Here is a 13,400-nt window from a genome sequence, read left to right as displayed (position 1 = left end):
GTTAACTTCTCATTACGACCTGTTAAAGTGGAGGCTGTAAATAAGTTCCTAAAGATACTACATGATTCAATGTCCAAATGATTCCCACATGATTATGAGCGTTTTGCAGTAGGAAATGCGAAGCCGGTAAATGCAGTTCGTTTAGCAATCACTGCACCTGAAAATCAGCTGGAACAAGCGCTAATCATTTTGAAGGATTTACTTGAAAGTGATGGTGATTATACATTTGTTGATTAAAGTAAGGATACACCTTCAAAGGGAGGTGTATTTTTTTTGTACTTTAGAACTGGGAAGTGATAGTAATAGTCCAAAGTAAAAAAATGAGAAATTACTCATTAATCTTTAATCAACTTCTTATAAAAGATTCGTTAACTTCTCATTACGACCTGTTAAAGTGGAGGCTGTAAATAAGTTCCTAAAGATACTACATGATTCAATGTCCAAATGATTCCCACATGATTATTCAGTGGTATTTGTTAAAGGTTCATGTAGTTTTAGTTGGCATGTAACAGTCATCATGGAAATGTGTAAGTGTATGTATGACTAGTTGATATGAATAAGAAGGAGATGGATTAAATGATTAAAAATTCGTTTTTATCTGAAGAAACAGTGGCCCCCTCATTACAACAGGTATTGAGCAAGGTTCCAGAAGTTACAATCTTCTTCTGGATCATCAAGACTATGGCAACTACGGTAGGTGAGACGGCTGCAGATTTCCTGAATTTTAACTTCACTGGGGTTTGTCCAATACGACCTTTTTAATGAGTGGACTCTTGCTTGTTACTTTGTTTATCCAGTTCAAATCGAAAAAGTACGTGCCGTGGATCTATTGGCTTGTGGTTGTGCTAATTAGTATTGTCGGAACTTTAATCACAGACAACCTCGTAGACAATTTCAGGGTCGCTCTAGAGACGACTACTATTTTCTTTTCTATTGCGTTATTCGTGACATTTGTCGTTTGGTATATGAGTGAAAAAACATTGTCTATTCATTCCATCTATACAAGCAAGCGTGAAGCTTTCTACGGGTTAACCATCCTCTTTACCTTCGCTTTGGGTACGGCAGCTGGTGATCTTATATCAGAGGGTATGGACTTAGGGTACTGGAAGTCTGGTCTCATATTCGCTGGCTTGATTCTTGCAGTTATGATTGCACATTACGGATTCAAGTTGAATGCCGTATTGGCTTTCTGGATTGCTTACATCCTAACACGCCCACTTGGAGCATCTTTCGGTGACTACTTGTCACAGTCTCGTGCAGATGGTGGTCTTGGTCTAGGTACTATCGGAACGAGCGCTATCTTTCTTATTATAATTTTTATTTTAATCATTTATTTGACTAAAACAAAAAGAGATACGATCTTATCCTAAATATAAAAGAGTAGTAGAAAAGAGGCCAATACAAAAAGGCTGAGAGTTTTCATTAAATTGAATACTCTCAGTTTTTTTACTTTTATTGACCAAAAATATAGTGAAATTTGATAGTTTTGGGATTTGATTATTTCCGACAGAAGACGCCCAATTCAAGGAGGTTACAGCTAATAGCAAGTGGGAGATGAATGTCGGTTGGCGATAGCCAAAAACGATAACATTGTGATAAAGTAGAAACGAATGTTCTGGTGTTAAGGTGAAATCAATGTTAGTCAATAGCATACAAATTTCGCATCTATCCAAAAAAGAACAAGAAACATTGATTGCTAAAACAATTGGTTGTTCTCGCTTTGTATTCAATCACTTTTGGGCACAATGGAATGAAGTGTACAAAGAAACTTGTAAAGGGTTTCTTCGCAATTAACACAACTAAAGAAAGAGTTAGTAAGGTTGATAGAAGTAGACAACATTGCGATTCAATCCGCACGATAAAACCTTGCTGATTTGTTTACTTGATTCTTCGAAAAATAGAATAAAGCACCACGATTCAAGTTTAAAAAGAATACCGTACAATCTTCTCCAACAAATCCAATTTCGATGTAGAAGCTGTAAGATTGCTTACATGTTATGATTAAGGAAATATAGAAGGACTGCTAAGAATTCTGAAGAAACTCTGGTTAGTAAAATGAGGTGATAAAATATGCATAAAGGAAGAATCATTTTACATATTGACCTTAATTGCTTTTATGCCTCTGTTGAACAAATTTACAATACCTCACTAAAAGGGAAACCAGTAGCCATCGCAGGTAATCCTAAAGAACGTAGAGGTATTATTATTACTTGTAGCTACGAAGCAAGAGCAAGTGGTGTTTATACAACTATGAATGTCGGGGAGGCGCGGCGAAAGTGCCCAGAGCTAATTGTACTACCTCCTAATTTCGAACGATATAGAGCTGCGTCCAAGTCTTTTTTTAATTTGTTGAAGGAGTATAGCGACATTCTCCAACCAGTTTCAATCGATGAAGGATATTTACAACTTCCTATCGTTGAAGGCCAACATGTATTGCAACACGTACAAAATATGCAAGATAGAATCTGGAACGAACTGCAACTCCCTTGTTCAATCGGCATAGCACCGAATAAATTTTTAGCGAAAATGGCAAGTGATATGAAAAAACCAATGGGTATTACCGTACTCCGAAAGCGTGATGTTCCCGCAGTATTGTGGCCATTGAATGTAATTGAGATGCATGGGGTAGGTAAAAGTACAGCGGAGAAATTGGGTAAATTAGGTATCAAAACAATTGGAGAACTAGCTGCAGCTGATGAATATTTATTAAAGCAAAACTTTGGCATTAATGGTCTGCGCATGAAACAAAAGGCAAATGGCGAAGATGACAGACCAGTTGATCCAGAAGCAATATATGATACGAAAAGTGTAGGGAACTCAACAACACTTTCTAGTGATACGACTGATAGAGATGAACTATATAAAGTAATCGCAACACTTTCTGAAAAGGTAGCGGAAAGATTAAAGGCTAAGAAACTTGCAGGGGTAACTGTAAGTATCATGATTCGTTCAGCTGACTGGGAAACATGTACACGAAGTAAGTCCATCAATAACGCGATTCATACTAAAGAGGATATCGTTGAGCAAGCGTGGTATTTATTTAATAAGCATTGGGATGAAGAGCCAGTACGATTACTGGGTGTTACCGTATCGAATGTCAGTGATATTAAAGAAACGACACAGCAGTTAACGTTATTTAACTTTGAAGAGCATGTAAAAGATGAACCAATCATTAAACTGGTCGATCAAATCGAGCAAAAGTTTGGAAAAGGAACAATTTTGCGGGGGTCAGATATTGCCAAACCAGTAGGGAAATATCAAGCAAATACGAGTTTTAGTAAGGACTTTTGGGACGAACATAAGTAAAAAGAAACGAATTTTAGTTCAATTAAGAAATAATCAAACTTTAAGATCAAACAGAAAACCGTCATTTCGATCAATCTTTCTTTCGAAATAACGGTTTTCTATTTGTATTTAGGTTGAAAGCTGCTTATTTAGGTGGAAATATTATATGTTCGTAAAATGTTCATTTTCCTTTTGTTCATAGTTTTCACGGCGATTTTTGATATTTTGTAATACACTATCAAGAACATTCCGTTCAGCCAGCGTTTGATAAAGGACATTCTGTACCTCTGCGGCTTCCTTATTTTCTTCCTGGTTACTTAGGAATTCACTGAATGTGCCCATGTATTCATGATAGTCTATATTTGAAAGTGTCTTAGCAGCAATTTGCTTGTGCTCTGTTAAAGCAGAAGTAAACTGTCTTCGTGCCTCATCTGGTTGGGCAGGTATTATTTTGATTTTACCTCTTGTATCTGAGTTACCTGTGAAGTCAAGGAATTGATAATCGAACGCCAATGGTTTAGCAAGAGCGATATGCGCGTGAAGAGCAACAGCATGGTCACTAAGTTTTTCGGTTACCTCACGAAGGATATCGTTCCCTTTTTCAAGATAACGACTTCCATCCAATGCAAGAACACGGCCGACTTCTTCAGAGAAAAAGTCTTGAGCAAGGAATTCCTGATCGTATCCGGTAGGTGGTAAAACTCGAAGTCTTAAGTTATTTGATACGATGTTATGGCCATTTATTTGCATAGCCACTTGAATGTTATAAAATCCTGGGTCATCAATTAACCAGCCATTTTTCCCAACGGAAGCGAAAATGGTTTCGTAAATTGATTCACCTGGCATCATTACTTTGTTCTCTATATTCCATAAATACTGAACATGAGGTAGTAACCGACGTCCTTGTTTTCCATCTTTTTTAACCATTACAGACATTCCGTATAAATCGGACAATAAATGTTTATTGATTGACTGAGGTTGATTCGAAGTATTCGTTAGTTTGATTTCAATAACTGTAGGTTCTAACCATTGGAATATAGGTGATTTACGGTTAACCCTCAATTCAAGATTGAAAGAAGGATGAGTAGAAATGATCGGTTGTTCAAAACCATGATCAACAGCCCAGTCAGCATTACCCATTTGTACGAAGCGTTCAGGTGCGTGTCGCATAAATAAAAGCTCTTGATCACTAAAACGATACTCAAAGTTTTTAAAGAACTCCTTGCCAGCAGCTTTACTATCAAAATTGTAAGGATAATTCATAAAGCTTAAAGCCTTTGGTTCTGGGATAAGAGGGCGCTCCAAAGGTTCCCAAGGATGACCTAGGTGTTTTTGCCAAGAGTGCAGAAGATTAAAAGCATGTCCCATCTCATGGCAAGCACACCAAAAACGATATCGCTGTACAAAAGCTTCAGGAGCGGGGTCACCTTTAGGTGGATCGGCAATAAATGAATTATTAAAAATGGCTGTTCCTCGACGTTGATTCGGACCTATGCTATCAAACATAATACCGCCTAGACCATGGCCTTCTTCAGCTTCCGAATTAGCAAAGAATGTCCACATGGACCATTGGGGCTTATTATCAAAGTGTGACCAATATACTTGCATGGCATCATGCATCTCTTGAGTGTTCCACTTTTTATCAGTCCCTGTATAGTCTTTGGAAACAATATTATTACCTTCTGATAATTTTACATCAAACCCAGTTCGTTTAAAAACCTCTGCGATTGATAGAGTTTCATCCGGCAATGATGTAGGCTTGTCTGGATGAGCGTGAGTTTGATAGGTTGTAACTGGTGTTGTCCCTTCTTCAGCATCAAATTCAAATTCCACAGGATGGAAGTAAGGAGATTGAAACTGGAACGTGCTAGTTCTGTCTGTCTCCCCTCCAATCAGAAATGCGACTTCTGCAGTATGCTGTTCAGGAAATGAACCGCGTGTTACTTGTATTTTTACATTTGTATAAGGAAATGATTGTAGTTCGTCTAGGTATTTATTTCGAATATTGCCTGTCCAAGTATCTTGACCATGAGCAGTTAACTTGGCAATCCAATGAATAGTAGAAGACTGGCTTGAAATAATAGTCCCACTTGCTACCATTTGTGAGTAGTATCCGTCTACGTCGAGGCGAAGTTCCTCACGGATTTGCTGTTCACTCCATGCATATAAGCCACTAATTGGTGCGAGGGGAAATTCTCCTAAACTGGAAGGGGTAATGGCTTTTACTAATTCTTTTGCTTCGTTCGTTTTGTTTTGATCCATCTTTATTACCTCCATGTTTATTATTTTTTTGTCTTTCTTCCTCAATCCCAAGAGCCACGATGCTTCAAAAAATGCAAAATGTGTTTCAAGTATTATATATGCATGAGTAAATATAAATATGACACACAAACACTATAAATTGGTAAAATAAATACAATGTGTAAAAGTATACCCCGAGAAGTCGCAAAGTCTCCACTCCAATCAACTTATAATTATGGCATACACTTTAACAAAATTATCCACTGCTTTTGGTGATGATTCAAAATATGTAAGAATAATCTGTTTATTTCCCAGGGAATACAAGAACAAAGAAAGAAGGTGTGGTAATGCATTATAAGGAGTACGGTGATCTACATAAGCCACTCATACTGTTGATTCATGGGGGTGGTGTTGGAGGGTGGATGTGGGATAAACAGGTCCTATACTTTTCCGATTATCATTGCGTTGTACCAGAATTAATAGATAATGAGGCTAATAATACCTCTGATTTTTCAATTGAAGATAGTGCAAAAAAGCTTCTATCTATAATAGAAGAAAAAGCAAAAAATAAACGTGTCATAGTAGTCGGTTTTTCATTAGGAGCACAAATTGCTACTCAAATGGTTAGTTTAACTTCTTTCAGCGGAAGTCTCCCACTTCTATAGTTGGTGAGATGAATGCGGAGTGAAGCTACTTTTCAGTGGGTGTCCAAACAACCGCTGAAAGAAGTTAAAGCCTCCGGCCGATTCTGGACGCAATTATGCCGAGGCGTAATTGATAGAAGCAATTAATAGATTTTGCCATCATCAACAGTGCTTTAGTGACACCTTCCCCAATTGCAGAGAAATGGATTCGACCATTGATAACCCTTATTAAAATATTGCAAGAGAATATGTCATTTGCTATCCCGCATGATTTTTCGAAAGCCCAATGTAACATTTTAGTAACTGTTGGTGAAAAAGAGAAGGGCAATATGAAAAAATCTGCGCTTCATCTTGTTGTTAATAGCAACCCCAATTGTCAAGGAGTTATGCTATCTAATATCGGCCACGGTGTTTCATTAGCGAATCCTGAGTTCTTTAACCGTTTTGTAGAAGAATGGCTAATAGATGGTAAGTTACCAGAAGGAAAGATTATTAAATAGTACATAGTGCAGAATAAAAGGTAGGGTAGAAACATATAAAACGCATGCCATATTTTTAAGTTGATTAGAGTGAAGGTAAGATTTCTCCTTGAGGATCTGCGAATATCGATGTCCCCAAAATTTACATTCGACGCATCTAACGGGGCAGAATGGTTGAAGAAGAAGGAGAATGTTCAGATTAAATAGAATAGATAGGATTGTGGCTCTTACTATTTGGCATACAAATCGAGTGTTTAACGGAGGAATAATAATGGAAACTAATGTAATTCAAAAAATTGGACAAATTGGAGTACCAGTAAAAAATATAGAAAATGCAATTGAATTTTATAAAGAAGTATTAGGATTATCCCTTCTTTTTAGTACAGAAAGTATGGCATTTTTTGAGTGCAATGGGCAACGACTTCTTCTTTCACTTCCTGAAAAAAATGAATTTGTAAATTCAAGTTCAGTTATCTATTTTCAGGTCGAAGATTTAAAAAAAACCTTCGAAGAATTGCTTGAAAAAGGAGTGTCCTTTATTGATCAACCACATGTTGTTGCGAAAATGGGAAATACAGAAACGTGGATGGCTTTCTTTAAAGATACTGAAGGAAATACACATGCTTTAATGTGCGAAGTACAAATTTAATTCGTAATATCTTTTTTATTAAAGGCTGTTTTCCTAAAGACTGTTGCTCTTCAACTAGCGGGGCAGATTAGTTGAAGAGTGTGCTTAACTTGTGTTCAACAATCGGGCCATTTTCTCTGGTAACACATTTGAAGAAAATTTTTATGGAGCGAAGAAATGGTGAATATTTCCATTTGAACTAAAGACGCAAGTTAGTTATACAATATTTATTGATTTAATTAAAAACACTTGCACGAAGCAACTTGTGAACCTATCGAAGCAGTGATAATGGAGGTATAGGATGAAGAAAAAACAAATTCGAGCAATAGCTATTTGTGTATTTAGGAAAGGCGATTCGATACTTGTCGCTGAAGGCATTAATGAAGTAAAGTGTGATCATTTCTATCGACCAATTGGCGGAGGAATTGAATACGGGGAGACAAGTTCTGAAGCATTAAAGAGAGAAGTACTTGAAGAAATCGAAGCAGATATAACTAATTTAAACTATTTAGGTACAATTGAAAACATATTTACATTTAACGGTGACCTTGGACACGAAGTAGTTTTTGTATATGATGCTAAATTTGTTGAAAAGTCCTTTTATGAAAAGACTTCTTTTTTTGGGCAAGAAGATAATGGCGCAACCTTCAAATTGCTTTGGAAGCCAATTAACGATTTTAAAAATAATAAATTAAAATTAGTTCCAGAAGGATTATTCGATTTGCTTTAGATCGCTAAATAAGATAAGAACCCTCTTACTTGTACAAATTAAGCAGCATTCTTTTTTAATAAAGTTAAAATTGTGAAGCAATATACTTAAGTTATCGAGTGCTTTAGTTAAAGAAGATAGTTAAAAGGGAAGCAACAATCTTTGAGAAAACAGCCTTATTCAATGAACGGGGGTTTTACCTCAAGATGGGATTCCACAAAGATCCCATCTTTTTCTTCTTCAACTAACTACGCAGTATTGTTTAATAATCAAAGTGATACATTAATCGTCCCATTGTTAATACTAGAATTTGAATTCAGGATGGTGCAAAATAACAGGAACATAGGAGGTATGAAATTTGAAGATTCAAAGAATAGATCATGTGGGAGTCATCGTAAATGATCTCTCAGCCGCTAAAGAGTTTTTTCACGATTTTGGACTTGAGGTGAAAGGGGAATGGGATATGGAAGGAGATTTGATGGGATATGCAGTTGGGCTTAATGACGTTAAAGTAGCGTGTGTAGGATTAGGAATGCCAGACGGTCAGACATGGATAGAACTAATCAAATTTTATACACCGTCAGATGAAAAAGATATTCAGCAACCCCTTGCAAATACACTGGGTATCCGACATATTGCATTTTCTGTTGAAGATATTGAAGCTGTTGTTGCCAAATTGAAAAAGAAGGGTACGGAAATCTTTAGTGAGATACAGCAATATGAAGAAAGTTATAAATTATGCTACGTTCGTGGTCCAGAGGGAATTATTTTGGAGTTGGCTGAGGAAATCAAATAAGTAATGTTAATTAAAATCGAAAGAATTCTGTAATGAACAGCTCCAGATTTCAGTTTCCTTTTATTTACCTAACAAGAGGCTTCATTGTTTTCCCCACTATTAAACTAACAGGGTGCAGGAGTTTAGGATCAAGCTACCAAAGTCAAAGGTAGCTTTTCTTATTGAGTCAACGGTGCGGATTAGTTTAATAAAGACTGATATAATAAATAGACTGCCATGTGTAAAATCTAAGGGAGAGATGGTGTTATGGAAATTTTGGAGATGTTTTACCAAGACATAAACATGATAATGCTAGAGTAGAAATGCTTAAAAAATTGGATAGAGATAAAATATTACCTTTACTGCCTAACCTTCTTGAATGGATTCAAGATATGAATTGGCCAGTAGCATCAAGCATATTAGAATTACTTTTAACTTTTCCAGAAGAAATTGTCCCACATGTGCAAAATGTTTTATCTTCAGATGACGAAAACTGGAAGTGATTTGTTTTACACTTTTGGTTATTGAATTACCAGTAGAGTCAAGAGTTCAGTTTAGAGAGTATTTAACAAGAGTTGCTGAAACACCTACACATAATGAACTCGCAGAAGAACTTGATGAAATCGCAAAAGAGATTTTGGAAACAATCTAAAAAAATATCCCTTTTCAACTCCCATCAAAGAACTTAACCATCATTCATTTTCTGTGGTGAAGTAAGTCACATAAGGGGGTCTTTTTGTTTGGGTCAAAATTAGCGATTTGATTGACGACTTTATAGGATTCAGCAAATTCAAAATTGAATAGATAAGTATCGTAAATACCATTTGGCGATGAATTATTTAACTAAGTTTTTAATGTTTTAAGCTATATGCAAGGTTAACAGTACACTAATAAGGTTTACTTCAGTAAAATAAGGTATATTATATTTGTTGAAATTTGTTGAATAAATTCTCTTTAAAAGACAAGTCAAGAAAAGTAGGTGAACAAAGTGGGGAAATATCAATTGGATACAAAAGGTCAGGTAGCTGTGGCAAAGTATCATGAAAAACACAAGCCTGCCAAATTTGATAAAAAGCAGCAACTTGAAAAAATACGTGCGGAGTATTTGAAAAAGAAGCAAGAACAAGCAGATAAATAATATGAATGAAAACATAGGAAGATTAAAATTTTATTAAAAGTCAAGTTTTAAGCTGAAACTATTTTAATTAGTGAATTCTTATTTAATGTCACACATTATATGTATAGAAATTAAAAGGATAGAAGAGCTTAAATAAAATTTGCTCTATCTATCCTCTTTTTTACCACAAATGACCCTATTTACTACAACAATTAAATCAATCTAATGTTGCAGTAATTTAAAAGGAACTTATTTTTATAAAAAAATTGATCATTTATAATAAAGATTGATTAAAGATCCTGTGTTGATATGCAGGATCTTTTCTTATTCCACAATCGGGCCATTTTCTTGAGTACACATTTAAAGAAATTCGTTATGGAGGAAAGAAATTGTGAAGATTTTCACTTAAACTAAAGGAGCAGGTTAGTTCAATAACAAACTAATATATACTTTGTATTAATACTATTTTTTTAGGAAGTGTTTTCATTGAAAAAGTCTGATGAAATTTTTTGTGAACAAGTACAAAAGAATCGCTTAAAGTTTATGAAATTAAGTATGACAGCAATTGTCTTTACTACTGGAATCACATTTACTTTTGTAATACCAGGTTTAAAAGGATTTAGTTTGTATCTATCAATCATTTTGTTGGCCTTTTATTTCCTTATTGCAAATATATTCGTTGGATTATTTAAAGAAAGATTATAATTTGTTTTTTACAATATGCTTGATTTTAAGTTCTCTTGGAATGGGATAGCGGTTATGGCTTGAATGGGGAAATTTAGCTTAGTTGAACATATGAATCCAGTGGTGATAATTGGGTATCCTTATTTTTTTGCATTTATAATTTCGTTATTGTTCAATTCTCATAGCTCTAAAATTATAGATTTTTTGGTATGAATGTTATATAGTAGTTAGTACATTAACTACTAAGGAGGTGGACTTATGGAAGACAAAGCGATAATCGAATTGCAAAAGCATGGATTTTCAAAATACGAGTGTATGGCCTATATAGGTTTATTGAAATCCCCTGCAATTACTGGCTATGAAATAAGTAAGCGTTCTGGGGTTCCACGGTCAATGATTTATGAAGTGTTAGGGAAATTACTTGATAAAGGGGCTATTCAAACGGTTCCCTCTGACCCCATTATCTATAAAGCTGTAGAGCCAAAACTACTGCTTTCTCGTCTTAAAGAAGAGATGAATACATCATTTGAATTGTTAGAGTCATCTCTTACAGTTTTAGAAAGTGATCAAAAAGTGGACGTCGTGACGAGAATTGTCCATTACGACCATATTGTTCAAGAAATGCTTTCGATGATTCGATCCGCAGAAAAAGAGATTTGGCTATCAATTTGGGCTCCTGTGTTGAAAGATATTGAAAAAGCTGTTCGGGAGAAAGAAGGCTCGATACCAATTTTTACAGTTTTATTTGGGGCTGAAAGTGAGACATTGGGACATACCTATCATCACAACTACATGGCCCCAGAAATTGTGAGTAAACGCATGGGTGGATATTTGACTATTCTCATTCGAGATGAAGAAGAAGCTCTAATTGCTAAGTTTAGCGACAGAGGTTCAGAGTGGGCTGTGAAGTCAACAGATCCTGCACTTGTCCTTATTGCTACTGAATATATTAGGCACGACATTATGGTAGAAGAAATCACAAATGCATTCGGTCCTGAAAAGCTAGATGAGCTATGGAAAGCGCGAGAAGATTTAATTCATGTAATGACAGGAAAAAACAGCTTAGCATAAAGCTGTTTTTTTACCATCAAATTAATAATAGTTATAACAATAACTACGTAGGAGAGCGTTAAATGTTTGCCAAATTAAAGTTTGCCATCTCCATGGCTATATTCGGTTCAGTCGGTCTATTTTCAGAAAAAACAGGTCTGCATTCGATTGAACTAGTTTTTGTGCGTTGCCTCTGTGCAAGTATTCTTTTGGGAACAATATGGGGGATTAGTACATTAAAAACAAAACAACAGAGGAAAACTCCTATCCCTCGTAGGGAGTATTTACTTGCCTTATTATGCGGTGTTTTTCTTATCGTAAATTGGGTGTTTTTCTTTCGTTCTTTAGAAGTAATGCCCATTACTGTGGCGGTATCCATTTATCATTTAGCACCTGTTATTGTACTTCTCTTAGGCTCTGTTATTTTCAAAGAAAAAATAACAAAAATGGGATTGGTCTTTTTCTTTGTTTGCTTTTTAGGGACATTGTTAGTTGGGGGAATTCATCAACATACAACTATGGCTGGATTTTTATCCACCGGTGTTTTATGGGCGTTTGCAGCAGCATTCTTCTACGCTCTAACTTCTATTACGGGAAAGGGAATAAAAAAACTTAGTCCTTTGTTAACAACCGTTATTCAAACAAGTCTGGGTGTTTTATTATTGATGCCATTAGTGGATTGGTCAAACTTCATTCATCTTACCGTTGAAAACTGGTTCTATATCCTTGTTACAGGATTTATTCACACGGGATTTGTGTTTTATTTATTTTTCAGTAGTTTACGTGAGTTAAAGGCACAAACAATTGCAATTTTAGTCTTTGTTGATCCGGTTATTGCAATCTTACTGGATGCAACTATTTTGAACTACCGTCCTGATGTCTACCAGCTTCTCGGAGTATTTCTAGTGTTTGTGGGGATCAGTTACTCTCCCAAAAAAGAAAGGGGTTTAGAAAAAGTGTAAATTAATTTATTCGCTCACACTAATAGTGCAGTTTAAGGTACAAAATATGATTCCTTACATTCAAGTTGAAATGAAAAAGTACCCTTAATTAACTATCGGGGTAGATTAGTTTAAGAAACAATGGTATAAACAAAAAAGTCAGAGGTTAATAAAGGAGATTAAAATGGAGATTAGGAAACTTAATAAAGATGAAAAACTTTCAATGGAATTGTTGCTATTGGCTGACCCTTCAAGAGAGATTATTGAGGAATATGTCAATAGGGGCGAATGTTTTGTAGCTGAAATCGAACAGCAAATTATTGGAGTTTATGTATTACTTCCAACAAGACCAGAAACAGTGGAGCTGGTGAATGTTGCAGTCGTAGAAGAGCAACACGGTAGAGGTATAGGGAAACAGTTAGTAATGGATGCAATTAAGGTAGCTAAGACAAAAGGATACAAAACAATAGACATTGGAACTGGAAATTCAAGCATAGGGCAATTGGCTCTTTATCAAAAATGCGGTTTTAGAATAATTGGTGTTGATATGGACTTTTTTGTTAAGCATTACCCAGCAGAAATTTTTGAGAACGGTATTCAGTGCAGGGATATGGTTCGTTTATCTCAAGATCTATAGGTTAAAAAAGGGTGAATACTGTTCAACTAACAGGGCAAATTCTTTCCTACGCTTTTCACTTAGTTATGCATAAATCCGAGTAGTTTTTAACGTTTGTGAAAAATCGTACTTAAACTAAACCAGCTAATAGATTGTCAATAAAAATCTTTTAAATTAAAAAACACTTCATGCTATACTAAAAAGCGCAACCCAAATAACCCTCCGAATTCA

Annotated in this window: 14 protein-coding genes and 2 pseudogenes; 15 read left to right on the top strand and 1 reads right to left on the bottom strand. The window is 35.5% G+C overall.

Annotation, left to right across the window (positions count from 1 at the left end; genetic code table 11):
* Positions 1-576: 576 nt before the first annotated feature.
* The 3 genes and pseudogenes from ACIQLB_RS24380 (at position 577) to ACIQLB_RS24370 (ending at position 3,306) form a co-directional block, all read left to right on the top strand.
* Positions 577-1,370 (top strand): annotated as a pseudogene (locus tag ACIQLB_RS24380) (COG4705 family protein).
* A 265-nt stretch (positions 1,371-1,635) separates the two neighbouring features.
* Positions 1,636-1,898: pseudogene (locus ACIQLB_RS24375) on the top strand (helix-turn-helix domain-containing protein); the annotation flags it as partial.
* A 172-nt stretch (positions 1,899-2,070) separates the two neighbouring features.
* On the top strand, positions 2,071-3,306 hold the full coding sequence (locus tag ACIQLB_RS24370) for a DNA polymerase IV (RefSeq protein ID WP_400731308.1): 1,236 nt from the start codon (positions 2,071-2,073) through the stop codon (positions 3,304-3,306).
* Between the two features lie 141 nt (positions 3,307-3,447).
* On the opposite strand, the gene ACIQLB_RS24365 is transcribed toward ACIQLB_RS24370, so the two are convergent.
* A complete protein-coding gene (locus ACIQLB_RS24365) occupies positions 3,448-5,547 on the bottom strand; it encodes a hypothetical protein (RefSeq protein WP_400731306.1) in 2,100 nt (699 codons plus the stop codon).
* A gap of 326 nt (positions 5,548-5,873) precedes the next feature.
* On the opposite strand from ACIQLB_RS24365, the gene ACIQLB_RS24360 reads away from it, so the two are divergent.
* From ACIQLB_RS24360 to ACIQLB_RS24305, 12 genes are all read left to right on the top strand, one after another.
* On the top strand, positions 5,874-6,191 hold the full coding sequence (locus tag ACIQLB_RS24360) for an alpha/beta fold hydrolase (protein WP_400731304.1): 318 nt from the start codon (positions 5,874-5,876) through the stop codon (positions 6,189-6,191).
* Positions 6,192-6,346: 155 nt separating this feature from the next.
* The gene (locus tag ACIQLB_RS24355) at positions 6,347-6,670 is read left to right on the top strand and encodes an alpha/beta fold hydrolase (RefSeq protein WP_400731302.1); all 324 of its coding nucleotides are present in this window, start codon (positions 6,347-6,349) and stop codon (positions 6,668-6,670) included.
* A 250-nt stretch (positions 6,671-6,920) separates the two neighbouring features.
* Positions 6,921-7,298 carry a VOC family protein gene (locus tag ACIQLB_RS24350; RefSeq protein ID WP_400731301.1) on the top strand — a complete coding sequence of 126 codons (378 nt, stop codon included), beginning with the start codon at positions 6,921-6,923 and terminating at the stop codon, positions 7,296-7,298.
* 280 nt (positions 7,299-7,578) lie between these two features.
* On the top strand, positions 7,579-8,007 hold the full coding sequence (locus ACIQLB_RS24345; protein WP_400731299.1) for an NUDIX hydrolase: 429 nt from the start codon (positions 7,579-7,581) through the stop codon (positions 8,005-8,007).
* Positions 8,008-8,344: 337 nt separating this feature from the next.
* Positions 8,345-8,782, top strand: a complete 438-nt coding sequence (locus ACIQLB_RS24340) for a VOC family protein (RefSeq protein WP_400731297.1) — start codon at positions 8,345-8,347, stop codon at positions 8,780-8,782.
* A 302-nt stretch (positions 8,783-9,084) separates the two neighbouring features.
* Positions 9,085-9,264, top strand: a complete 180-nt coding sequence (locus ACIQLB_RS24335) for a DUF5071 domain-containing protein (protein WP_400731296.1) — start codon at positions 9,085-9,087, stop codon at positions 9,262-9,264.
* Positions 9,261-9,413 carry a DUF5071 domain-containing protein gene (locus tag ACIQLB_RS24330; RefSeq protein WP_400731294.1) on the top strand — a complete coding sequence of 51 codons (153 nt, stop codon included), beginning with the start codon at positions 9,261-9,263 and terminating at the stop codon, positions 9,411-9,413. The genes ACIQLB_RS24335 and ACIQLB_RS24330 overlap by 4 nt, the downstream gene beginning before the upstream one ends.
* A gap of 336 nt (positions 9,414-9,749) precedes the next feature.
* Positions 9,750-9,899: a hypothetical protein gene (locus ACIQLB_RS24325; protein ID WP_400731292.1), complete on the top strand. Its 150-nt coding sequence runs from the start codon at positions 9,750-9,752 to the stop codon at positions 9,897-9,899.
* A gap of 465 nt (positions 9,900-10,364) precedes the next feature.
* Positions 10,365-10,583 (top strand): hypothetical protein, encoded by a 219-nt coding sequence (locus ACIQLB_RS24320; protein ID WP_400731290.1) that lies wholly within the window; start codon positions 10,365-10,367, stop codon positions 10,581-10,583.
* 237 nt (positions 10,584-10,820) lie between these two features.
* On the top strand, positions 10,821-11,633 hold the full coding sequence (locus tag ACIQLB_RS24315) for a TrmB family transcriptional regulator (protein WP_400731288.1): 813 nt from the start codon (positions 10,821-10,823) through the stop codon (positions 11,631-11,633).
* 62 nt (positions 11,634-11,695) lie between these two features.
* On the top strand, positions 11,696-12,574 hold the full coding sequence (locus tag ACIQLB_RS24310) for a DMT family transporter (protein WP_400731287.1): 879 nt from the start codon (positions 11,696-11,698) through the stop codon (positions 12,572-12,574).
* Between the two features lie 163 nt (positions 12,575-12,737).
* The gene (locus ACIQLB_RS24305; RefSeq protein WP_400731286.1) at positions 12,738-13,190 is read left to right on the top strand and encodes a GNAT family N-acetyltransferase; all 453 of its coding nucleotides are present in this window, start codon (positions 12,738-12,740) and stop codon (positions 13,188-13,190) included.
* The last annotated feature ends 210 nt before the right edge of the window (positions 13,191-13,400 follow it).

Origin of the sequence: Lysinibacillus sp. NPDC092081 (assembly GCF_044755845.1) — a bacterium.
Lineage (GTDB): Bacteria > Bacillota > Bacilli > Bacillales_A > Planococcaceae > Lysinibacillus.
Note: the sequence above shows the minus strand (reverse complement) of the source record. Positions and strands in the feature narration are given on the sequence as shown.

Excerpts from the sequence above, each read along its gene's own strand:
- ACIQLB_RS24305 (WP_400731286.1), top strand. The coding sequence starts at position 12,738 with ATGGAGATTAGGAAACTTAATAAAGATGAAAAACTTTCAATGGAATTG.
- ACIQLB_RS24360 (WP_400731304.1), top strand. The coding sequence starts at position 5,874 with ATGCATTATAAGGAGTACGGTGATCTACATAAGCCACTCATACTGTTG.
- ACIQLB_RS24335 (WP_400731296.1), top strand. The coding sequence starts at position 9,085 with ATGCTTAAAAAATTGGATAGAGATAAAATATTACCTTTACTGCCTAAC.
- ACIQLB_RS24315 (WP_400731288.1), top strand. The coding sequence starts at position 10,821 with ATGGAAGACAAAGCGATAATCGAATTGCAAAAGCATGGATTTTCAAAA.
- ACIQLB_RS24350 (WP_400731301.1), top strand. The coding sequence starts at position 6,921 with ATGGAAACTAATGTAATTCAAAAAATTGGACAAATTGGAGTACCAGTA.
- ACIQLB_RS24370 (WP_400731308.1), top strand. The coding sequence starts at position 2,071 with ATGCATAAAGGAAGAATCATTTTACATATTGACCTTAATTGCTTTTAT.
- ACIQLB_RS24365 (WP_400731306.1), bottom strand. The coding sequence starts at position 5,547 with ATGGATCAAAACAAAACGAACGAAGCAAAAGAATTAGTAAAAGCCATT.
- ACIQLB_RS24310 (WP_400731287.1), top strand. The coding sequence starts at position 11,696 with ATGTTTGCCAAATTAAAGTTTGCCATCTCCATGGCTATATTCGGTTCA.
- ACIQLB_RS24345 (WP_400731299.1), top strand. The coding sequence starts at position 7,579 with ATGAAGAAAAAACAAATTCGAGCAATAGCTATTTGTGTATTTAGGAAA.